The organism is Alteromonas sp. K632G (assembly GCF_017653625.1).
Classification (GTDB): domain Bacteria; phylum Pseudomonadota; class Gammaproteobacteria; order Enterobacterales; family Alteromonadaceae; genus Alteromonas; species Alteromonas naphthalenivorans.
This window is the reverse complement of sequence record NZ_JAGGDM010000001.1, coordinates 359,899-383,125: the sequence shown is the minus strand read 5'-3', so window position 1 is coordinate 383,125 and position 23,227 is coordinate 359,899. Positions and strand designations below refer to the sequence as shown.

Sequence of the window (23,227 nt, the reverse complement as noted above, 5' to 3'; positions counted from 1 at the left end):
CTATACCCCTGGTAATAAAATGGTGGCGCCCAACAGTTCGTCGCGGCTTTTTGAAGATGTAAGTACTGATGCTGCAGGTTTGGGTTGGCCACGCGTAGCAAGTGCCCATACAGCAGCCATTGCAGCGTCAAATAAATCATCGCCAAGTTTCTTCAGCACCATAACGTAGCTTGAGTAACTTTTACTGGTTTCTTCTGGCTTAATATTCGATAGCTGCGTAATAAATGTTTTCATATCTTTAACGGCAAGGCTGTCTATATCAAAACCGACTGGTTCAAGGTGGTCAACGTAAGGAATAACCGCATGTTGGTGGTGAAAAATACCCCTTAGCGCTTGTGCCATACTGTGTTTGATAGAGCCCTCAAAGCGTAGAGGGGCGAAAGCCCATTCATTCCAAGAGGTTGCGTTAGACTCGCCGTTATTTACTGCCCTAATATCAACTTGTGTAAGGCCTTCTGAAAATAAATCGTGATTAAGCTGCGTTAGCATCCCCAAGCCGTAGGCATCACCAATTGCATAATCGGGTCGAAAGTATCGCCAAAACGCAAGCAAGTCATTTTTCACTATTGAATCATCTGTGCCGGCTGCCCATGTTTTTGCAAATAAAACTACGACATAGTTTCCCACTTGCTCTGTAACGATGAATGCATGTTTCGACGCAGTGGCACTTTCACCATGCCCTGCAGCATCGTAGCCAAAGCTGAGTAGTCCACGTTTGCGGTAACGTGTACCAGGTTCGGGGATCACCATTTCAATATTTGTTTTAGCACCCATTTGTATGGCAGCTCGAATGTACTTTTCCCATATAAGGTTAGTTGAGCTGGTATTAATGCACAGCAGCTGGCGAATGTACTCTTCTGGTGATAGCTGCACTTTCATATCGTCAATAAATTTGCCATTCAATATGCCAAGCTCTACGCCTAGGTGGCAATCGACAGTAGGTAACATGTGGTATTTGTTAGTTTCTAACAGATTCGATAATACAGACGCACCTTTAAATACCCCTGTAATTCTTATAATTGGTTCATTTTTGGCATTTTCATCCGCACCCAAACGGCGTGTAGAGCCCATGGTTAGTAGAAAACGAGAATTAAGGCGCTCTTGATCTAAATCATCCACTTCTTCAATAGAGGCTAACGTTAAATCTCCCCCATCAATTTGTGAAAATATACCGTACCCACGTGCAATACTGCGATTACAAAAGCGAAAGTAGGTGTCGCTCATCTGCTTACGGCCGTTACGGTAATCTATAAAGTTACCCAGTATTTCCGAACGGCGTATAGCGTCCAAATGGTAATTTAAATTAACGATACTTTGGGCTTCTTTGGGCGCAACGATTCCCAGTTCCTGGTCAGCGTTGGTTGCCAAGTATTTTAAGTTCCACATTTCTTTTACTGCGGTTTTACCCGTTCGACGACAACTGTTATCGATAGTATTGGGGTGCTTATCCATTTCGTAACACTTAAGCACTTGCATAGGGTCAAGCGTTATATCATGCACATGCTTATGCCATAGAGCATGATCACCATTAAAACGGAGTATTTCCGTTTCTGCTAAATGCTGTAGTTTTCGCCTCTCTTTGGCCGTGGTACGTTCAGCCATCGCCGTTTGCTTTTTTATGTTCTATGAGAATTTCATCGTTCTTTAAAGAATTTTGTGAATTCACTATTTTCTCACGAAGGCCAGCGAGTAATTCGTTCTGCTTATTTTGGAAGTCAGATAAGCTCTGTTTATCTTTACCCTCTTGCTGTAACCGCCCCATCTGCACTTCATTCTCATCTTGGACTTTTTGCGTCATACCCAGGTCGGCCAACGACATATTGTTTTTGCTCATAAGGTCAAATATGGGTTTTAAGAGGGGGTTTGCCTTTGCATCCATTATCTGAGTTGATTGGCCGGTTGCTTCATCTTTGTATTTAGCCAAATGAAAGCCGCCATCTTTATCAAACGCATAGGCTGGGGTTTCTAGCATTACCCCTTTATTGATAACGCTGATAAGCATGTCATCCATCAGCGAGGCAAAGTTAGCTTGAACCATAGCTTGGTGTTCGCGCAGCATTTTGGGGTCGTGTGACTCAATGGCAATTAAATGCCGCATGAACAACTCTGTTTTTCTGGTGCAGGCAGCTTGGGACGAACAATAGTCAAAATCTATATCGCAAGTTCCACATGCATCATATTTACCTGGCCTCGCAGGGAAATATAACGCTTGCTTAGCTGCAGCGCCGTGTTTCAACGCATTAAATCTAGTTCTCAACGCTTCTTCTGGCGTGGGATGGCCCTCTAAATTAGCAGAGGAAGCCGCTTTACCTTCTAACGTTCTTGGCCCCGTAGACTTCACATAACTACTAAAAAGACCTCGCTGCCATGGGATTTGCTGCGATCGGGAATGGCAAGTAGGGCAAATAGCGAAATATCGGTAAGGATGAGACAAATCTGCATCATCAATTACTTCTTCTGGTTCGCTGTCCCACACATGACGACACGCATCACATCGAAACGTAATGTCCTTCCGAGGCTCTAAGAACTTGCTTTTATCCTTCTTCATGGCTTCATTTTGGTGCACTGCGGGGCGCAGCACTAGGGCAAGTTTTATCTAGGGGGGAACTATTCAAAATTTGCACGATTATGCTGCAATTCTTAAGCGTGGCGGTAACTTACGCTTAAAAACGACCATTGGCACTCTAATAGTTCCCAGTAAGGAGGGTTCGGGGAGCCACTTGGTTGGCTCATTACCGCTTTATACTTCTTCTATTATCTCATACGTTTTTTTCTTCCTGAAATAGCTTATATATTCATTAAATAACCCTAATTCAATCAAGTTGTTAATCTGCGCCTAAAAAGCGATAATAGACAAATTATTCCTGTTTCAATTTCGAGTACGGCCATTATGCCGAGACTCAACTAATTCCTCGTAGGAATTGCGATTTTCATGACTGAATTTTTATTACTATTAATTGGTACCGTATTAGTTAATAACTTCGTGCTGGTGAAGTTTCTTGGCTTATGCCCTTTTATGGGTGTGTCGAGCAAACTCGAAACTGCCATGGGCATGTCTATGGCCACCACGTTTGTATTAACGCTAGCCTCGGCCACAAGCTACTTAGTAGAGACTTATCTACTTGCGCCTTTAGGTATTGGCTACTTACGAACATTAGCGTTTATTTTAGTGATTGCTGTCGTGGTTCAGTTCACCGAGATGGTGGTGCATAAAACCAGCCCTACCCTTTACCGCTTATTAGGTATTTTCCTACCTCTTATTACCACCAATTGCGCTGTGCTTGGTGTTGCTTTGCTGAATCTTACCGAGCAGCATAACTTCATGGAAAGCCTTATTTATGGCTTTGGTGCGGCTGTTGGCTTTTCATTAGTGCTAGTTCTATTTGCGGCCATGCGAGAACGTTTAGCTGCTGCCGATGTGCCTGTTTCATTTAAAGGGGCATCGATTGCAATGATAACGGCGGGCCTTATGTCTTTGGCATTTATGGGCTTTAGCGGTTTGGTGAAAGTATAATGACCATGACATACGCCATCATCGCATTAGGCGCGCTTGCGCTTCTCTTCGGTTTAATTTTAGGTTATGCCAGTATTCGATTTAAGGTGGAAGGCGACCCATTGGTTGATCAAATCGATGAAATATTGCCCCAAACTCAATGTGGACAATGTGGCTACCCTGGTTGCAAACCCTATGCAGAAGCCATTGCTAATGGTGATGAAATTAATAAATGCCCCCCAGGTGGTGAGTCGACCATAAAAAAACTTGCCGATTTGATGGGGGTAGAACCAAAACCTCTCGATGCGGCTCACGGCGAAGAAGATACGAAAAAAGTCGCCTTCATTCGAGAAGACGAATGTATTGGTTGTACCAAGTGTATTCAAGCATGCCCCGTTGACGCCATATTAGGTGCAGCAAAGCATATGCATACAGTGATTGTTGAAGAGTGTACGGGCTGCGATTTATGTGTAGATCCCTGCCCAGTAGACTGTATCGATATGGTGCCTGTTACACCAACCACAGCAACATGGAAGTGGGATTTTTCCTCATCACCTAAAGGTGACATTCCAATTAAAATGGTGTCGTAAGCGTTGAACTACCCAGATTTTGATAACATTATTGAACGCCTAAATTCAGGGAAACTCTTTTCGTTCCCAGGCGGCGTGCACCCTGATGATAAAAAGAGACTGTCGAACAAGGCCGCTATTGTGCAGCCAACAATGCCAGATCTGCTCACATTGCCTATACGTCAACATGTGGGTTCAGAAGGTATATGCTGCGTAAACGTAGGTGACTATGTTTACAAAGGCCAAGCGCTATCTAATGCTACAACACCTTACGCTGTGCCAGTGCATGCGCCCACCTCGGGGCATATCGTTGCTATAGCACCTCACGTGGTTGCTCATCCTAGTGGTCTTACGGAAATGTGCGTTAGCATTAAGCCCGATGATAAAGATACGTGGGGCGAGCTATCACCTTTAGCTGATTATACTGGGGTAGATAAAAATACGATTGTAGATGCCATCTGCCAAGCCGGCATTTCTGGCATGGGAGGCGCAGGCTTTCCTACCCATATTAAAACCGCCACCAGTAAGCCCGTTGAGTTTTTAGTGCTAAACGGCGTTGAGTGCGAACCTTACATTACTGCAGATGATCGCCTTATGCGCGAACACGCGTGGCAGATTCGCCAAGGCTTAGACATTTTAGCGCATATTATTGAGCCTAAAGCGATTGTTATTGCCATTGAAGATAACAAGCCTGAAGCCATTCAAGCACTTAATATAGCCTGCCAAGACAAGGATGCGTATCGGGTAGTACCTATTGAAACGAAATACCCTGCAGGTGGTGAGAAACAATTAATTCAAGTTATCACGGGCCGCGAAGTGCCCCGTAACGGTCTTCCGGCAGACATTGGCGTCATGATGTTTAACGTGGGGACCTGTTTTGCCATTGCCGATGCTATTTTACACGGTAAGCCACTTATTGAACGTATTGTCACGGTAACCGGTGATGCCGTAGCTAAGCCTGCTAATTTTCGAGCTTTACTTGGTACACCAGTAAAGCACTTGCTAGAAGAAGCCAGCTACCAAGCTAAAAAGCAAACGTCGCCTAAAGTGATTATGGGCGGCCCTATGATGGGCTTTGCCTTGGCGGATGCCACCATACCTGTGGTGAAAACCACTAACTGTTTATTAGTACCCAGCAAAAAAGAACTGGTAGACGATAACGCCGAACGCCCGTGTATTCGTTGTAGTGCGTGTGCTGACGCATGCCCTGTTTCTTTACTACCACAACAAATGTTTTGGCACGCCAAAGCAAAAGAATACGACAAAGCTGAAGACTACGATCTTTTCGACTGTATCGAATGTGGTGCTTGTGCGTATGTATGCCCCAGTGAAATACCTTTGGTTCATTATTACCGCCAAGCTAAATCTGAAATACGATTGCAACGAGACGAAAAGAACAAAGCAGAAAAAGCGAAACAACGTTTTGAAGCGCGAAACGAGCGCCTAGAACGGGAAAAAGAAGAGCGTGAAGCCAAACACCGCCGCGCTAAAGAAGCACGACTTGCTGCAAAGAATAATTCCGATAGCCAATCTGCATCACCAGCCCCTTCTACAGAGCAAAATAGCTCTAAAGATAAAGTCGCGGCTGCATTAGCCAGAGCCAAAGCGAAAAAAGCAGCCCTTCAGAGCGCTAATTCTGACGAAACAAGCGTAGCTGACGCAAAACCTGCAGCCGCAAATAGCACAAGCACTACCGCAAGCTCACCTGCTGATGATAAAAAAGCGCAAGTTGCCGCCGCCATAGCACGCGCTAAAGCTAAAAAAGCCCAGAAGCTTAAAGAATCGGCGTCTGAAGCACCTAAATCTGATGAAGTTTTTTCAGAATCTCAATCGACAGCACAGACAGATCAACAAGCGACTGAAACCCAAGTTGAAAACCAAGCTGAAAATGTAAGCACGGCTGCCGACGATAAGAAAGCGCAAGTTGCCGCCGCCATCGCGCGAGCAAAAGCCAAAAAAGCAGCACGCCAACAACTAGACGAAAGCAGCGCTGAAGTAATTGGAAGCGATTTACCACAAAGTCAGGCAAAGGAAGAGGCTTCTACCTCAGCTTCATCAACGCAACTGCAAGATGAGAAAAAAGCCCGGGTTGCCGCCGCAATTGCTAAAGCAAAAGCTAAGAAAGCAGAATTACAAAAACAGCAGAGCCGTGGCGATTTAAAAGCGCCTAAAACAGCGTCAGATGATGCTGAAGGTACTGTTGAAGCTAAAGCTAGCCATATTGATACAGAACACGAAAAGCCTCTTGAAAGGCCAAACAGTAGTGTTGACAATGTCGAAAAAGCGTCAAACAACGAAACCACGAACACCGCGGATGACAAGAAAGCCAGAATAGCTGCGGCGGTAGCAAAAGCTAAAGCGAAAAAACGTTTAGCGGAAATTCAGAAAACGCAAACTGATGATTCAGGCACTGCTAGTCAAGATGTTGAGCCTGAGCAGGTAAAGGTATCAGAGAAAGCCGAGTTACCTACCCCTACAAGCGAAGCCGAGCAAACCGCTCCACAATCAGTACTATCTGAAGAAGCAAACGATCCTGCTCTTGAGAAAAAAAGCCGTATTGCAGCGGCCGTCGCTAAGGCTAAAGCAAAAAAAGCAGCGGCAGAAAGTGAGAACAATCAATCATGAAATTAATCTTATCGAGTTCTCCCTATCAAAGAGTGAAGCGCGATACTGGCCAGGTCATGCGCTTGGTCATTTATGCCATGGTGCCTGGTATTATTGCTCAAACCGTATTTTTTGGATGGGGTACACTCATTCAAGCCTTTTTAGCGGTCGCCAGTGCCCTCGTTTTTGAAGGGGTTATCCTCTGGTTACGTAAACGCCCTATCGAGCGTACGTTAACCGACTACTCCGCCATACTAACCGGCCTGCTAATTGCTATTAGCATTCCGCCTACACTGCCATGGTGGATGACGATTACAGGCGTATTTTTCGCCATTGCCGTCGCCAAACAAGTATACGGTGGCTTAGGGTTTAACATTTTCAATCCAGCGATGATTGGCTATGTAGTACTGTTAATTTCATTCCCGGCCGCCATGAGTTTATGGTTACCCCCGCAGCACCTAGCTAGCTTAACACCTAGCTTCTTAGACTCTGCGGCACTTATTTTTACCGACTTTTCGACCACAGGTTACGATGTTACCCAGTTACGGACTGTGGCAGACGGTGTAACAATGGCCACACCGCTCGACACCCTAAAAACTGACTTAACCTTGGGTATTACGTACTCAGAATCATTGCTCAGACCTATTTTTTCCACGGGGCTATTTCAATCTGCTGGTGCAGGTTGGGGATGGGTAAGTTTAAGTTATTTACTCGGCGGCCTGTGGCTTGTGAAGTTAAGAGTGATTAGCTGGCATATTCCAGGCAGCATGTTGGCGTCAGTGGCGGTTTTTGCATTATTGCTTTATATGATTGATGCCGATCATTATGCATCGCCGCTTTTTCATCTCATTAACGGTGCAGTGATGGTAGGCGCATTCTTTATTGCCACCGACCCGGTATCTGCGTCAACCACACCAAAAGGGCGCATAATTTATGGCGCAGCCATTGGCTTTTGGGTGGTTATTATTCGAGTTTTTGGCGGTTACCCAGACGCGATTGCTTTTGCAGTCATTATTATGAATATGGTCGTGCCGCTGATTGATTACTATACCCGCCCCCGTACATACGGGCATCAGGTTACTAAGAAAGCAAGGCGAGTAGAGTAAATGGTAAAAGAGACGCTAGTAAAAAATGGTTTGATGCTAAGTGCGTTTGCGATAATTGGTACTGCGCTCATCGCCCTCACCTATAACGGTACAGCCGAACGTATTGCACAGCAACAAAAGCAAAAATTGCTTAGTATATTAAATGAAGTGGTGCCGCATGAGTTACATGACAATGAGCTTTATGCTGATTGCACGGCGGTGGTAAGCTCCAATTTAGGCACCCAAGAACCTCATACGGTTTATCGAGCACGGATAAACGGCGAACCTACAGCTCTAGCCATTGAAGCTACCGCACCAGATGGTTATAGCGGTGATATTGCGCTGGTCATTGGGGTAGATACGCAAATGAATGTGCTTGGTGTTCGCGTGTTAGAGCATAAAGAAACCCCAGGACTGGGTGATAAAATAGAATTGTCGATCAGCGATTGGATAACGTCATTCACCGGAAAACACTTTTCAGTAAGTGCCTTGCCTGTATGGCAAGTGAAAAAAGACGGCGGTGAGTTCGATCAATTCACTGGTGCCACAATAACGCCGCGAGCGGTGGTTAGCGCGGTTAAAAATGCACTGCTTTACGTGCAAGATAACCAACAAACTTTATTTTCCGCTCCTAATATGTGCGGTATTGAAAATGACGTATTACCAACCAATGAGGTGTTAAGCGAATGACAGATTATCGCGACCTTACCCTCCAAGGTATTTGGAAGAACAACCCTGCCCTAGTGCAACTTCTAGGCTTATGCCCTTTGCTGGCGGTAACCGCCACCTTTATAAATGGACTAGGGTTAGGCTTAGCTACCACGCTAGTATTGATTGGCAGTAACGTTACCGTTTCATTGGTACGGAATATTGTTCGAAACGAAATACGCATTCCTGTATTTGTTATGATTATTGCCGCCTTTGTTACCATAGTGCAGCTTTTAATGAACGCCTTTACCTACGAGTTATACCTTGCGCTGGGCATATTCATTCCGTTGATTGTTACTAACTGCGCAATCATCGGTAGAGCGGAAGCTTTTGCCTCTAAAAACAGTGCGGGCGCATCAGCATATGATGGCCTAGTGATGGGATTAGGGTTCACCTTCGTACTTGTTGTGCTTGGCGGTATGCGAGAAATTTTAGGTGCTGGAACCTTGTTCGCAGGTGCCGACAGGCTATTCGGCAGCATTGCCAGTAACTGGACACTCACCTTATTTGAAACCGATTCTCCTTTCTTGCTAGCAATATTGCCTCCCGGTGCGTTCTTGGGCATGGGGCTTTTAATTGCTTTTAAGAATATGATTGATGCTCGAATAGCAGCCCGCGAGACTACGGTAAAAGAAAAAGCCACTCGCGCACGTGTTACCGCCGACGCATAATAAATGCTAAGCGGCTAGTGGCAGAGAATATGGTTACGCCTGAATGGCTAAGCCTGAATGGAAAAGCCCGAGTGGAAAAAGAACGAGCTAAATAAAAATGAATAACACAAAAAGACGTGAAATCTTAACCCGACTTCGGGACGATAACCCCCACCCTACCACTGAGCTTAATTTCTCCACGCCCTTTGAGCTGTTGGTCGCGGTCACTTTATCGGCGCAATCTACCGATGTTGGCATAAACAAAGCCACGGACAAACTTTTTCCCGTTGCCAATACAGCCCATGCGATTGCTGCTCTTGGTGAAGACGGGTTAAAAGAATATATAAAAACCATCGGCTTGTTTAACTCAAAAGCCAAAAATGTACATCGCCTTAGTGAAATTTTGGTTGAAAAGTACGATGGTGAAGTACCCGAAAGCCGAGAAGCCTTAGAAGCTCTGCCTGGCGTTGGCCGTAAAACGGCTAACGTAGTACTGAATACCGCGTTTGGCTGGCCTACCATCGCTGTAGACACCCACATTTATCGCGTAAGTAACCGCACTAAACTTGCTATGGGTAAAACCGTTGAGAAAGTGGAAGAGAAGCTACTAAAAGTAGTGCCAGCAGAATTTAAGGTAGACGTTCACCACTGGTTAATTCTTCACGGCCGCTATACCTGCATTGCCCGCAAACCTCGTTGTGGAAGCTGCATTATTGAAGACTTGTGTGAATTTAAAGATAAAACTGAATATGCTGAGTAACTTAAACAAGGGGCTTAACCTGCTAGCGGCAGCTAACTAAGAGCTAGCTGCCGCCCTGCGAAGAGTTACTTGCCAAAAGCGTCTATCGCAATACTAACCGCCTGTTAGAAAATTCTCCGTCCGAATAGTGTTACTAGTCAACGCATTAGATTCCAATTAAACTCCTATCTAAAAGCAAAAGTCTGCACATCGTTGTAAGCCAATATAGAAATCATTAGGAATTATTTATCATCGTTTTATTGATTACTGCTGTTATTGTAGGATTGATGATTATTTTATCGACTAAGCTGCGTCGTATGCTATTGAGTCGATTAATCTTTGATTTTGTTAATCGTACAGAAGCTAAGTTAGCAAGATTGTATTGTGACAGCCGCTCAATTGATGGGCTTGAAGTGTTTTACCATAGCAATACAAAACACTTTTCTAGCGACAAGCCTGTGCTGGTACTTATACACGGTTTCAGTGCTGATAAGTATGTGTGGAATCGTTTTGCCAAAAGATTCTCTTCTCAATATCACCTAGTTATTCCTGACCTTAAAGGCCATGGCCAAACTGCTTACCACCCCGATGATGATTATTCTGTTCCCAGCCAATGCCAGATGTTATTGGCACTATTAGATCAATTAAACATTAAGCACTTCAGCATAGTGGGTAATTCTATGGGCGGAATGATGGCGGCTAAACTATTTGATGAAATGCCTAAGCGAATTGAAAAAGCAGTATTGATCGACCCAGCAGGCGCTAAGTCACCATTTGCTCAGAATATGATAGACAATAAATTAAATCCTTTTGAACATGAAGTTGAACAGGGTTTTTTTAAATTCTATGATTTAATCATGGCTAAACCACCATTTATCCCAAAGTTTATTTTGCGCGCACTCGCATGGGAATATATTAATAAGCGAGCGCAATATACCCACATGTTCCATCAATTTTTCAACTTGCGGGATTTTTACTCTCGTGATTACCGTTTCGATTATCCTGAGTCGATGCTGATATGGGGGCTTAACGATAAGCTGTTACCGGTAGACGATTTTACCCACTGGAAATTGATGCTCAATTCAAACACACTTATTTATGAAGATCTTGGCCATATGCCTATGGTGGAAGATGTGAAACGTGTATCTAAAGATATTTTAAGCTTTTTAAATAAACATTAAATAAGCAATAAAACGGTTAGTAAAAGATAGCTTATTTGCAACAAATGCTTAGCCAAATTAACGGCATTTAAAAAGTAAAAAGCCCTAATACTAAAACAGTATGTAGGGCTTTTATTTTTAAGCTTTACTTCTAAAGAAAACTAATCTCTAGTCTTCTTTCTTTTCACTGTTCGTGTCGTCTTTGTACTTGTCAAACCACGCTAAAATATATCCAACTTTACGTGCTAAGTTAGAAGGTTTAGCTGCAATACCATGATAAGCCCCTTGAATACGCACCAGTGCGCTATCTACACTTTGTAAGCGTAATGCACCATAATATTGTTCGCTTTCAGACATAGGAGTACGTACATCTAATTCACCGGTGAGCACCATGGTAGGCGTTGTTACATTGCCCACTAATGATAACGGCGAACGGTTCCAATATTGCTCGTAATCGTTCCAAGGTAAGTCTGTAAACCAATACTTGCTCATATACGCATAGATATCAGATGTACCAATCATACTTGTCCAGTTTATAACGGGTTTCGCCACTACAGAGGCTTTGAAACGGTCGGTCTTTCCGATGATCCAAGAGGTCAGTGTCCCCCCGCCAGAACCGCCAGTAACAAATAAGTTAGACTCATCCACATAACCTTTGGCAATAGCGGCATCCACCATATCCATAAGGTCGTCATAATCTTGTGATGGATAATTTTTATCAATTAAACTAGCGAACTCTTCACCTTGAGAAGTAGACCCACGAGGGTTGCCATATAAAACAACATAACCAGCAGCAGCCATTAATTGTATTTCTGTTGAGTAACTGGGGCCATACGCAGTGTGAGGCCCGCCATGTATTTCTAAAATTAGCGGGTATTTTTTCTTAGGGTCAAAGTTAGGAGGGGTAACCAACCAAGCTTGTAAGTCTCTATTATCTACACTGCTTTTTAGTTCCACCAACTCTGGTTTATTCACTGTTTTGTGATCAAACACATCACCATTTAAGTCAGTCAGTTGTTTAACCTTCCCTTTACTGGTCGCTATTGCAAGATCAGCAGGGCGATCGCCCATTGAAGCGGTATAAACAACGCTACCTTTAGGGGTTACATCGTAATCGCCCGATGTGTACGGCCTACCTAAACTAGTGCCACCTAAATCACTTGTTTTCGTTGAAATTTTACCTGACAAACTAACATAGGCGACACTTTTCTTCCCCATATCATCATAACTAAAATATACCCCTTTACCGTTGTCAGCCCACTTAATTGCACCGACAGAGCGGTCTAGCTCACTAGTCAGGTTTTCGATGCCCGTGCCGTCTGAATTCATTACATATAAATGGCTTAGCTGATTTGATTTTCCATTATCTTCATTACCAACAAAGGCAATTTTATTACCGTTAGGGCTTAAATGAGGGCTTCGTTCAGGGCCACTCATATCAGTTAATCTAGTCACCTTTGACGTTTTTACATCAATGCTAAACAGATCGCTATTAAGCATATCGAAATCAGCTTCGTCGCTGGTGTTAGCAGAGATAATGATCTGTTGACCATTGTCAGACCATGCTATGGTACCGGCGTGGTCATGTTCCCCAGAAGTAATTTGTCTTGGCGTTCCGCCAATGGTTGGCACAACATATATTTGCATGTTGCCGGGGCGTTTCATTCCCATGCCGTCTCGTTGGAAATTGGTTTGGTCGATATACTGTGGGGTTTCTGCCCACTTAGCGCCTTTAGGCTTAAAATCTAAATTAAATAACGGTTTGGCTTTAGTGGGTGTAAACATAGCAAAAGCTAAATATTTACCGTCTGGTGAAAAACTCATACCGCTCGGGCGCATTGCGACATCAGTTACGCGAGTTGTGCTATTTGATGCTAAATCTTTTAGATAAACTTGAACCTTACCTTCTTTACTTGAAAGGTAAGCCATTTTAGCGCCATCAGGTGAAAACACAGGATTAAAGTGGTTTTTACTGTCAGAGAGAATAGGCAGATGAGCACTTCCATCTAAGGCTATTGTCCACAGATTCCGTCGCATTGAATCAGTCATAATATCCATGCTACGACGCTCGTACACAACATGTTTGCCATCAGGTGTTACCACTGGGTTTGTAGCATACTCAAGATTAAATACGTCTTTTAAAGACAAAGTATTACTTGCAGATTCGTCTGCCAAAACCGAATGGGCAGTTAATAATGTGCTTATGACTAGTGTTAACGCCGACTTGCTTAAACATCTCTTATTCATGGCTCGTTTGCTCTAATTGTTTTAATTCGATAAATAGAATGACTATTGAAGGTCTAACATAGCTTATATAACAGTAGAAATACCTTACCTTTGATGTAAAAAGTAGTATTTATAGGTTGAATTTCATATTCTGGTCGCGCTCAGGGTTTTCTTCTTTTAGCTAAGAGACTGTAGCTGTAAACGGCAACATCTTCTACGCGAGCAAATTCGCATTACTTTACGGCCTAAACCGTTAAAACTAGAAAAGAGCGCTTAAATAATAAAAAACAATTTTGGGGTACGTTGCAGTTACTATAAGAATTCGGCCCAAATAACAGTATTAATGGAGAACACATGCATCAACTTAGACGCCTCACTTTTACCGCTATTGTAGCTTTTTTTAGTTTTCCGCTACTGGCAGCTTCTAATGTGATAACAAACGAACAAAAACAAACTGCGAACGACCTTATAGAAACTGCGCTGAAAAGTGACTTAGGTATGGACATCGTGACATCGCTGACAACAGAAATAGGCCCTCGATTGGGAGGCTCTGAAGCTGAGAAACGCGCGAGAGACTGGGGGGTAAAGTTAGGCGAACGTTTGGGATTCGACAACGTCAGTATCGAACCATTTACGATGCCTTTTTGGGATAGAGGGCATCTACACATATCGCTAACCTCGCCCTACCAGCAGGATTTATACGGTACTGCTTTAGGTGGTGGCGCTCCATCAAAAGAGAGTATTGATGCCGATGTAGTATATTTTAGAGATATTCACGCATTATCAGATGTTAAGGATGGCAGCCTTAGCGGAAAAATTGCTTTTGTCGATGGCGACAAAATGGTTAAAAGCCAAACCGGCGCAGGTTATGGCCAAGCCAATCAACGTCGAAGAATTGGCTGGCAACATGCGCAGCGTGGTGGCGCTAGCGCATTGGTGGTTCGCTCTGTCGGTTCAGACTCACATCGATTCCCACACTCAGGGATGATGAGTAAAGACGGTGACAAATGGGCAGATATTCCAGTTATCGCTATCTCAAATCCTGACGCTGATCACCTTCGCCGCTTACATGGATTAAGCAAGCCTATAAGTCTTTCACTGCATTCAGAATCAAAATGGAAAGGCGAAGTGAAAAGCGGAAATGTTGTTCTCGATTTAGTGGGAAGTGAGAAGCCTGAAGAAATCGTACTTATTGGTGGCCATCTAGACAGCTGGGATTTAGGCACTGGCGCGGTTGACGATGGCGCAGGCGTTGCCATCACTACCGCAGCTGCCGCGTTGATTGCTAATTTACCGACTCGCCCCAAGCGCACCATTCGGGTGGTAATGTTTGGTGCAGAAGAAGTGGGTTTACTTGGTGCATTCGCCTATGCGAAACAACATGATGCGAACCTACAAAACCATGTTTTGGCAACCGAATCTGACTTTGGTGCGCAAACCATTTGGCAGTTAGTATCAAACGTCAATCCAGAAGCTACCTTGCTGATGGATGAAGTAGGAAAAATATTGTCCCCTCTTGGCATAGTGAGAGGAGGATCAGATGTTCCCGGCGGTGGTCCTGACATCATTCCCTTGGCTAAAAAAGGTGTACCGACCATTCGATTAAACCAAAATGGACAGGATTACTTCGATTTACATCATACGCCTGATGATACGCTTGATAAGATTGATCCCAATGAATTAGCGCAAAATATTGCCGCTTATGCAGCAAGTATATATTTAATTGCTGATTCAGATGTGGCATTAAAGCCTTAAGATGGCATAAGCGGGCTAGGACTGAGCTAGTACAACTGAGCAACTCTCCTGCCCGTTTACATTTGCGCTTTAACTCTCACCCAGCTTGTTCAATAACCGTTCCCGTCTACCCACGTAAACGTCATAGCCATCGTAATCCGATGAAGCTAGCGCTAATGCCTTATTCACCTGCTCCAGTGCTTTTTCAAACTGGCCTGACTGCTCGTAGCCATAGGCAAGACCATTGTATGCATCAGGCGAATTGGGATAACGTTCAATACCGTACTGAAATAGCTTTATAGCTTCATCGAAATCTTGTTCTGTCACGAAGTGATAACCTAATTCTCTTATTACCCATTCCGCCGCTTCGATTTTCTCGCCTCGTTGCTGTGATACCACTTCGTAATACTTTTCAATCGAACTCAAATCACCATCATAGTCTTTCGGGCGCATATACTCTGAGTAAAATAAACTGTAATACGCTTTAAAGCTTGCTGCATTGGTCACAAGGTTATGAGGTACGTCATTGAATACATCGTTATGCCACCGTAGCCCCACCGGCTTGTTTTTACGGATATCTGAAATCATCGCATCGTAATAAGGGCGCATGGGCGCACCTTCGTTGCCAATAGCGGTATAAAGGTAATGATCGAGCTTTTTATTATTCTTTATGAACTCAACCGTAGTCTTTGCCGTTGCGCCATGTGCCCACCATACCGCAGCACTGTAAGTTAAGGCAGCATTGAACAATTCAGGCGCTTGCTGCATTGCATACAATGAGAAAGCGCCTGCAGCCGATGCACCTGCAATAACTCGAAAATCATGCACCCGATATTTACTTTCCACCATCGGCATCAATTCTGAAGTGATAAATTGTAAAAACTTAGCACCTCCGCCGCCATAACCCACGGGACCACTGGGGTCTTTATTTACGTTAGGGTATAAATCCCGAAGACGGTCGGTGTTTTCGATTGCCACCACAATAACTTCTGGCGCCGCCCGCTGAGATTGCAAACTTTCAAGAACCGCATTCAACATGACGAGCGTAGTAGCGCCATCAAGACGGTAAATAATAGGGTATTTTTTATCTGGGTTTTCAGCATAGCTTTTAGGGAGTTGAACAACCACAGTGCGCTCTTCTGATAATACCTTCGATGTTAGCTTTTCGGTAATTAGGGTGTAACTGAAGCTTTGTGTTTCATCTTCTACAGAAGCATCTTGCCCATAGGAGATTGGGCTGATTGATAGTAGAAAAAAACATAGTACCTTTATTCGCTGCAGCGCCATGAAAGTTAAGTCCTTTTAATGCGTTATGATAAATTGTGCGATTTAATTACGTTACCACAAAATCAACGGGGTCGGAAAAGGAGGCGAACAAGGATGTGGAAAAAGGCGCCATAGGAAGACAGAAATGAGAGCCGATCCCCCCAGGCGAGCGACTTTTCATTTGAGCGGGCTGGACGCTTGAGCCACTTGCAAATACATGATTAATCATTGATCTATCTATTAAGTGAACAAAACAGTGGGTGTTGAGCATGAGACCTGAATTAATCTTTTTACTGCCCTTGGCCTTGATGATAGCCGCTTTTTTTACGCTCAGCATCACCGTAAAGCTTCAAAGAAACCTTGATAATGTTCACTGTGATGGTGAAATGCGTAATTTTTACTGAGTTCAACACCTAATACGATAAAGCTTGGCTCTCCACGCTTGGCGGTTTAAATAGTTGGCACTGAAACTAAAAGCGAAGTCATATTATTTACAGAGGCTAAGCGTTTCCACTGAGCCCTTATTAAGAACTCTTACAAAAAGCCTTTTCACTAAGCGCCTAGCCAGAGCGCGGATGCTTCGATTTAGCTTTGTGTTGATACATACGTTTATCTGCCAACGATATACATTCTGAAGGCACCTTAGTCTCAAGGCTTGTTGCAATCCCAAAGCTAACGCCCGCATCACTCCATTGCTTGCTAAGCTCCATTGAAACATTCGATACTATTGATAAGGCGCTATCAGCCACGTTTCGGGTTTCTCTGGTCGAATCGGCTTGCAATACCCCTACAAACTCATCGCCTCCTGAGCGGAAGATATCTCCCAAAAAGTAAAACGATTGTTGCAATAGGCTCGCAGCCTTAATAATAAGTTTGTCGCCTTCATCATGACCGTGTTTATCGTTAATGGCCTTTAAACCATCTAAATCGATGAAAATAATAACGTAGTAGTCATCTAAGGCTTCAATGCATTCTGTTAGAGAGAATCTGTTACCAAGCTGAGTCATTGAGTCTATGCGCGATAAGTACTGGTTTCGATTGAACTCCTTTTGCTTTAATTTAAACCACTCAGTTAAGCACAACAAAATACATAAGCAATCTAGCGACAATGCAAATATAACAACAGATTCGGGGTACGCTAGCTCACCGAAATACTGGCTGTGAGCAGCAATGTAGTAGCCAAGTGATGCACTGTAGAGTAGATTGCCTGCCAAAAAATATTTCGCGCGGAAATCTTGCTGTCTAATCATGCTCACACCCACCGCTATGGTCACCACTATCCAGAACATAGCCAATAAGTGAGATAGTAAATATGCGATAGAAAATGGCATAAACCACATGCCAACGCCTAATACAACGCTTACTAGACTCAAAGTGTTAAGAAATTTGAACAACTTTTTGTGGTCGGTTTTGCACTCAAATAAATCTGAGACAAACTGAGCAGCACAGGCAATAGCGAAAGGAAAAAGTAGCATTCCCCAATAACTGGTATTGAATGGGAAATGAACGATATCACCTAGCATTCCAGAAGCTGCCATCCAGCCAATAGCGTGAATACCCAAATAGCCTGCACAGGTTAATGCTACTCTTTTCCTCGTCCCAGAATAGATGAGCAAGGCCAGCAAGGACAAAATGAACATGGTGGTAATGCCAGCTATGGAAATACCGTTATTAAATTTTTGGAAACGATAAAACTCTGTACTGTCTAACACAGTAATGGAAACTGGCGTAGGAAACTGCTTGGCCTTAATAAACAGCCATAATTCTACTCGCTCATTTGCCATAACGGTTTGCACCGTCACGGCTTGAAAATGAAGCACCGGCGGCGAGCTGTCATCAAGAAGTTGAGAGAAGACTTGAGTGCTAAGTTCAGGCTGAACAGGCGACGAATATGAAGCTAAACCAACATCAATGAAGTTGGCATTAACGACAACAAAGTACTGCCCTTTTTGTGAAATATCTAAGACTACTTTGGTAAAGTAACTTCCCGACTTCCCACCCAGTGATGGCACAACCGCGGCGTATTCATAAGCCTCTTTTAAAATTGCTAGCTTATTTTTTGATTCGAGATTTGATGTATCAAAAGAGTAATCTAATTCGTGCCACACATTAGCATCAGCGATTATACGCTTATCATCACCGACTGATATAGGTTCCTGACCAAATGCGGGGACTACCACCAGCATGAGGAGAAAATAAAAAACACCCAAATGAAAGTAAGAAAGCAAAATCGAACCTTGTCTGCAGGTAAAAGGGCAACAAAACTGTTACTTGTCCTATATCAAGCATAAACCTGCTTGCTCAGAATACATAATATAAAAGAGGAAATTTACTTTTTTATACGCAATATTCTGTAAGGCAATAGCGACACACGAGCTCTTAACGCAGTATTAATTTTGCTTCAGCCTGCTTATTAGCTAAGCATAAATACTTTCAACCGTAGTATTAAGCAACCAACGTAAAAATACTTTAGTATCTCTGTTGTTGTGAAATTGAACTGACTTTTGACACTCTTTATCGGTAAAAACAACGTTGAAGTTATTTACTGAGATTGTCGAAATAGGGGGAAGTGTACGGAGCGAAGCGCCGTTAATAGTATGAGACATATAATTTTTCTTTGTATAATAATGTTGCTAGTTTTTTATTCGTTTTAAAATTCCTTTCAAAATTCTGTTCTTATCAAACCAAAAATAAATAAAAATATTAGTACTGCACAATTAAAAAAGGCTAAGTAGAAACTTAGCCTTTTGTCGTTGTATTTTAAAGTTCTACTTAAAGAACAACAACGTTTGCAGCTTGAAGGCCTTTTTGACCTTGTTCTACGCTGAAGCTAACCGCTTGGCCTTCAGAAAGAGTTTTGAAGCCGTCAGAAGCGATTGAACGGAAATGTACGAATACGTCTTTACCGCCACCGTCTTGAGTAAGAAAACCAAAACCTTTATCTTCGTTGAACCATTTAACTGTGCCGTTTACTGTATCAGACATGTTTGTAACCTTATATATTTGAAGTAATTGGTGAAATTCACCGGATAGCAATAGATTTAACTTACTAGTAACGCAAATGTATATCTATTAAAACTTCGGTAAAACTGAAGAATAAAAGGGTACAAGGCAGTAGTAGAAAAAGCTTTTTATTATCTAAAGCGGGCATAATGTACATCTTTCCGTAAGGTAAGTCTACCGATATTGCTATTTATTTCTATTATCGAGCAACATATTACTGTATTACTTCCATTACAATCGCCCACACACCTTAACCCTCGAGCCCTCCCCCTTCATTCACCATCAATGGCAGGCGCAATCACTACAGACATTTCACATACGTAAGTCGATAGAATAGTTGTGTTATTTACTACAACGTCGCCGTCACCTTAAAATAGACAATAAGGGAATGTATAACTTTTAATTGTCCTTTTTTGCTAGCGGTTTACCGATAGGTGCTTGCAGCTATTGTATTTGGGCTTTAGTGTCTCATTCCTTTCACATACCCATAGTAAACTGATATATATGATGTTCTTAGAAGAACGGGGAGAGTCGAATGAGAATGCTACACACCATGCTTCGTGTTGAAGATCTTGATGCATCTTTGCACTTCTACACTCACTTGATGGGCATGAAGCTATTGAGGAAGTCTGAAAACCAAGCTTATGAATACACGCTCGCTTTCGTGGGTTATGGTGAAGAAACTAACACTACCGTACTTGAACTCACTTATAACTGGGGCGACAACACCTATGAAAAAGGCACGGCTTACGGCCACATCGCCATCGAAGTAGACGATATTTATCAGTTCTGCGAAAACCTAGAGCAAAATGGCTGTGATGTATACCGTAAGCCAGGCCCCGTAAAGGGCGGCTCTACTGTCATTGCTTTTGTTCGCGATCCAGATGGCTATGCCATCGAACTTATTCAAACAAAACAATAAGTCTCTATTTTAAAATACAGCGGCCCTATTAATAAGGATATTGCCCTATCATGCTAAAAATTCGTCACGCTCTACTTACTTTCTCGCTTTCTATCTCGATTTTTGCAAGCCCAGTACTATTGGCGAAAGACTTCGATGTTATTGCTCATAGGGGCGCGTCAGGTTATCTGCCTGAGCACACATTAGAAGCCGCCACGCTTGCTTTTGCCATGAACCCTGACTTTATTGAGCAAGATGCGGTTATTACTAAAGATGGGATTGCTGTGGTCTTGCACGACATACACTTAGAAACAGTAACCAATGTTGAGCAAGTATTTCCAGAGCGTGCACGTAAAGATGGTCGCTTTTACGCCTTAGACTTCACGTTAGCTGAGCTTCGTACTCTGCAAGTACACGAACGAGCGAACAGCAAGGGTGAACAAGTTTTTACAAAACGCTATACAGGGAATACGGCAAATTTTACCGTGGCAACCTTAGAAGAACACTACGAGCTTATTACTCAGCTTAATCGAGAGTTCAATACCAATGTAGGGGTTTATACGGAAGTAAAATCACCAGCGTGGCATAACGAACAAGGAGTAGATGCTAGCCAGATTGTGATTGCATCACTAACACGATTTAATCTTGCCAATAAAGACGCCAACAGTTACTTGCAGTGTTTCGACTTCGATGAAATAAAGCGCATTAGAAAAGACCTAAACTATGCGGGAAAAGTGGTCATGCTAATAGGTGAAAACAGTTGGGGAGAATCAACCACAGACTACGATTGGATCAAAAGTGAAGCAGGCATGAAAGAAGTGGCTAAATATGCCGACGGTTTAGGCCCTTGGTTAGGCCAACTACTAGACCCCCAAGCGATGGAAACAGGCAAACTGATACCCGCATCTTGGGTTGAGTATGCCCATTCAGAAGGTTTCATTATTCATCCCTACACGTTCCGTCAAGATGCCCTACCGCCAGGTATGACTGCAGAGCAACTTCTTTCTACCCTGAAACACGTGGTAAACGTAGACGGCGTATTTACCGACCATGTGCCGCCGGTAAAAGCCTGGCTTGAAGCACAAGGCGAATAGCAACAACAAATATATTATTCACTTCACAAAAAAGCGGCCATTAAGCCGCTTTTTCAAATTTGTTTATATTTTTTACTTAGTTTTTAGATAACCCTAAGATTTAGATAACCGCACTACTACCCTTCTATTTTGCGCTCGCGACTCTCGGGTATCGTTATTTGCTATATGGCGCTTCTCACCGTGCCCCGTCAGTTGAATTCTGTCATCGGGCACGCCTATGGTAGTTAAGTAGCTTTTTACTTCATTGGCTCGGCGTATAGATAATTGTTCGTTGTTCCATCGCCCGCCATAGCTATCGGTATAGCCATCAAGCAATACTAACTCTAAGTCGCTATCTTCTTTTAGGTATTCCCCAATCATTGTTAGGCGCTTTTGAGAATACTTAGTCAGTTCGGTACTGTTTTTCTGATACGACAACACCGTATAGGCAATATCGTCGAAGTTGTAAGGCAATAAGTTAGACACACACTTAACGAAGTCTCGATACACCATCGAGAAATTACTGGCGTTTAATGCAACACTCACTTTATCGTATTCGTTATACCAGTCTTGATAATAAATGGTGGGCCAGAAGCCTTTTTCGAGTTCACTTAGCATAGTCCATGCAGCGTCTTGCGGAAGGTCACCGTTATATTGCGTGCGCAATGTCATATCGGCGATGGTTTTAGGCGCTACACCCGGCATCCACTTTGGCGGTACAGAATAAACAGCAGCTACATCGAAGCGGTTAGGCAATAAATGCATGTCTAGCTCAAATTCCATATTAAGCCGTTTAGAAGCCACGCTTGTAAACATGGCATCGCCGTAACCGGGTAAAGGATGGTTCAATGTACATTGCAAACGCGATGCATCAACCACTTCCCAGTTAGACGTTTCTACCGTAGCAGAATACTGACGCATAGCACCGCTTGCGACCGTAGTAAAAAACAACGGAATAAGTAAACCGAATTTACGCTTCACAACTATACCCACTCAACTGATAAACCATACCTAACGAAAAGGCGCTTACAGAATATATCGTCCTTAGTGTAGAAAAGTTTAGCCTTCTATACCATTAATACCATCAATTATGCCCTCATTTCAGGTTTCTAACGCCCCACATTGAAATTCAGGCTGGATACCGTGGGTTATCCTTGCCATAATCCCAGCACTTTTTGTAGCATTTCTATGTTGATACAGCTTTGTTACGTAACCAAAGAACCTGCTAAGAGAAACTATGTCTGAGTTGCACCACTCCCTTCCTCATCGTTTTAGGGGCTACTTCCCTGTTGTTATCGACGTTGAAACCGCCGGTTTTAATGCTGGGACCGATGCCTTACTTGAAATTGCTGCCGTAACGGTAAAAATGGAAGAAGATGGTCTGATTTATCCCGACCAAACTTTTCATTACCATGTCGATCCTTTTGAAGGCGCGAACTTAGAGCCTGCAGCGCTAGAGTTTAACGGCATTGACCCTCACTGTGCCCTGCGCGGTGCCATAGAAGAAAGTGAAGCAATGAAGTCGTTGTGCAAAGGTATTCGTAAAGCGCAAAAAGATGCGGATTGCCAGCGCTCGGTGATTGTGGCGCATAACGCCACCTTCGACCAAAGTTTCGTCAACGCGGCTATCGCTCGTTGTAATATCAAACGCACGCCTTTTCACCCCTTTGTGTCTTTTGATACCACCAGCCTTGCCGGTTTAACGTTAGGCCAAACTGTTTTGGTTAAAGCCTGCCGTGCGGCAGGTATTGAGTTTGATCAAAAAGAAGCCCACAGCGCATTATATGATGCGCAAAAAACCACGGAACTGTTTTGCTTTATGGTAAATCGTTACAAAGCATTGGGCGGCTGGCCCTTAGCTGGTGAACCTATCAGCCCTGATGAGCCTTGCTGATAAGCAACGTCTGAAATGCTGCCTTAGCTGCAATCGCTTCAAATTAAAATTTATTCAGTAGAAATAAAAAACAGCGCCGAATGGCGCTGTTTTAGTATTAGGTAGACGTATTTGCATAAAGC

Annotated in this window: 20 protein-coding genes; 12 read left to right on the top strand and 8 right to left on the bottom strand. The window is 43.3% G+C overall.

Translation table 11 applies throughout. The features are described from left to right. Both J5X92_RS01650 and J5X92_RS01645 read right to left on the bottom strand, forming a co-directional pair. Nucleotides 1-1,602, bottom strand: coding sequence for a hypothetical protein (locus tag J5X92_RS01650; protein WP_208804346.1), 1,602 nt, complete (start codon nucleotides 1,600-1,602; stop codon nucleotides 1-3). Further along, on the bottom strand, nucleotides 1,595-2,548 hold the full coding sequence (locus tag J5X92_RS01645) for a hypothetical protein (RefSeq protein ID WP_208804344.1): 954 nt from the start codon (nucleotides 2,546-2,548) through the stop codon (nucleotides 1,595-1,597). Before J5X92_RS01645 ends, J5X92_RS01650 begins: the two co-directional genes overlap by 8 nt. A gap of 384 nt (nucleotides 2,549-2,932) precedes the next feature. On the opposite strand from J5X92_RS01645, the gene rsxA reads away from it, so the two are divergent. From rsxA to J5X92_RS01605, 8 genes are all read left to right on the top strand, one after another. Further along, nucleotides 2,933-3,514, top strand: coding sequence for an electron transport complex subunit RsxA (rsxA, locus tag J5X92_RS01640; RefSeq protein ID WP_013784953.1), 582 nt, complete (start codon nucleotides 2,933-2,935; stop codon nucleotides 3,512-3,514). Continuing rightward, nucleotides 3,514-4,083, top strand: a complete 570-nt coding sequence (gene rsxB, locus J5X92_RS01635; RefSeq protein ID WP_013784954.1) for an electron transport complex subunit RsxB — start codon at nucleotides 3,514-3,516, stop codon at nucleotides 4,081-4,083. The genes rsxA and rsxB overlap by 1 nt, the downstream gene beginning before the upstream one ends. 3 nt (nucleotides 4,084-4,086) lie before the next feature. Next, a complete protein-coding gene (gene rsxC / locus J5X92_RS01630) occupies nucleotides 4,087-6,687 on the top strand; it encodes an electron transport complex subunit RsxC (RefSeq protein WP_208804342.1) in 2,601 nt (866 codons plus the stop codon). After that, nucleotides 6,684-7,772: an electron transport complex subunit RsxD gene (gene rsxD, locus J5X92_RS01625; protein WP_013784956.1), complete on the top strand. Its 1,089-nt coding sequence runs from the start codon at nucleotides 6,684-6,686 to the stop codon at nucleotides 7,770-7,772. The genes rsxC and rsxD overlap by 4 nt, the downstream gene beginning before the upstream one ends. Continuing rightward, nucleotides 7,773-8,441 (top strand): electron transport complex subunit RsxG, encoded by a 669-nt coding sequence (rsxG, locus tag J5X92_RS01620; protein WP_013784957.1) that lies wholly within the window; start codon nucleotides 7,773-7,775, stop codon nucleotides 8,439-8,441. Next, the gene (locus tag J5X92_RS01615) at nucleotides 8,438-9,130 is read left to right on the top strand and encodes an electron transport complex subunit E (protein ID WP_159529623.1); all 693 of its coding nucleotides are present in this window, start codon (nucleotides 8,438-8,440) and stop codon (nucleotides 9,128-9,130) included. Before rsxG ends, J5X92_RS01615 begins: the two co-directional genes overlap by 4 nt. 97 nt (nucleotides 9,131-9,227) lie before the next feature. Then, nucleotides 9,228-9,869: an endonuclease III gene (nth, locus tag J5X92_RS01610; protein ID WP_126871908.1), complete on the top strand. Its 642-nt coding sequence runs from the start codon at nucleotides 9,228-9,230 to the stop codon at nucleotides 9,867-9,869. A 266-nt stretch (nucleotides 9,870-10,135) separates the two neighbouring features. Continuing rightward, entirely contained in the window at nucleotides 10,136-11,029 is an 894-nt protein-coding gene (locus tag J5X92_RS01605) for an alpha/beta hydrolase (RefSeq protein WP_126871909.1), read from the top strand. A 147-nt stretch (nucleotides 11,030-11,176) separates the two neighbouring features. Here the strand turns inward: J5X92_RS01605 and J5X92_RS01600 are convergent, their stop codons facing one another. Then, nucleotides 11,177-13,255: a S9 family peptidase gene (locus J5X92_RS01600; RefSeq protein WP_208804339.1), complete on the bottom strand. Its 2,079-nt coding sequence runs from the start codon at nucleotides 13,253-13,255 to the stop codon at nucleotides 11,177-11,179. A 333-nt stretch (nucleotides 13,256-13,588) separates the two neighbouring features. Between J5X92_RS01600 and J5X92_RS01595 the strand changes: the two genes are divergently transcribed. Further along, entirely contained in the window at nucleotides 13,589-14,989 is a 1,401-nt protein-coding gene (locus tag J5X92_RS01595; protein ID WP_063458284.1) for a M20/M25/M40 family metallo-hydrolase, read from the top strand. A 69-nt stretch (nucleotides 14,990-15,058) separates the two neighbouring features. Here J5X92_RS01595 and J5X92_RS01590 read toward each other — a convergent pair whose 3' ends face one another. The 4 genes from J5X92_RS01590 to J5X92_RS01575 form a co-directional block, all read right to left on the bottom strand. Beyond that, on the bottom strand, nucleotides 15,059-16,255 hold the full coding sequence (locus J5X92_RS01590) for an alpha/beta hydrolase-fold protein (protein WP_244360031.1): 1,197 nt from the start codon (nucleotides 16,253-16,255) through the stop codon (nucleotides 15,059-15,061). A 539-nt stretch (nucleotides 16,256-16,794) separates the two neighbouring features. Then, entirely contained in the window at nucleotides 16,795-18,462 is a 1,668-nt protein-coding gene (locus J5X92_RS01585) for a diguanylate cyclase (protein WP_126871910.1), read from the bottom strand. A gap of 189 nt (nucleotides 18,463-18,651) precedes the next feature. After that, nucleotides 18,652-18,840 carry a hypothetical protein gene (locus tag J5X92_RS01580; RefSeq protein WP_013784965.1) on the bottom strand — a complete coding sequence of 63 codons (189 nt, stop codon included), beginning with the start codon at nucleotides 18,838-18,840 and terminating at the stop codon, nucleotides 18,652-18,654. Nucleotides 18,841-19,006: 166 nt separating this feature from the next. Then, nucleotides 19,007-19,219, bottom strand: coding sequence for a cold-shock protein (locus J5X92_RS01575; RefSeq protein ID WP_013784966.1), 213 nt, complete (start codon nucleotides 19,217-19,219; stop codon nucleotides 19,007-19,009). Nucleotides 19,220-19,772: 553 nt separating this feature from the next. Here J5X92_RS01575 and gloA point away from each other — a divergent pair. Next, complete coding sequence (gloA, locus tag J5X92_RS01570) at nucleotides 19,773-20,159, top strand: lactoylglutathione lyase (protein ID WP_013784967.1); 387 nt, start codon at nucleotides 19,773-19,775, stop codon at nucleotides 20,157-20,159. A gap of 59 nt (nucleotides 20,160-20,218) precedes the next feature. Further along, on the top strand, nucleotides 20,219-21,232 hold the full coding sequence (gene glpQ / locus J5X92_RS01565; RefSeq protein ID WP_041452973.1) for a glycerophosphodiester phosphodiesterase: 1,014 nt from the start codon (nucleotides 20,219-20,221) through the stop codon (nucleotides 21,230-21,232). Between the two features lie 93 nt (nucleotides 21,233-21,325). Here the strand turns inward: glpQ and J5X92_RS01560 are convergent, their stop codons facing one another. After that, the gene (locus J5X92_RS01560) at nucleotides 21,326-22,132 is read right to left on the bottom strand and encodes an OmpA family protein (RefSeq protein ID WP_049791830.1); all 807 of its coding nucleotides are present in this window, start codon (nucleotides 22,130-22,132) and stop codon (nucleotides 21,326-21,328) included. Nucleotides 22,133-22,448: 316 nt separating this feature from the next. Here J5X92_RS01560 and rnt point away from each other — a divergent pair, with 316 nt between their 5' ends. Further along, nucleotides 22,449-23,105 carry a ribonuclease T gene (rnt, locus tag J5X92_RS01555; protein ID WP_013784970.1) on the top strand — a complete coding sequence of 219 codons (657 nt, stop codon included), beginning with the start codon at nucleotides 22,449-22,451 and terminating at the stop codon, nucleotides 23,103-23,105. Nucleotides 23,106-23,227: the final 122 nt, after the last annotated feature.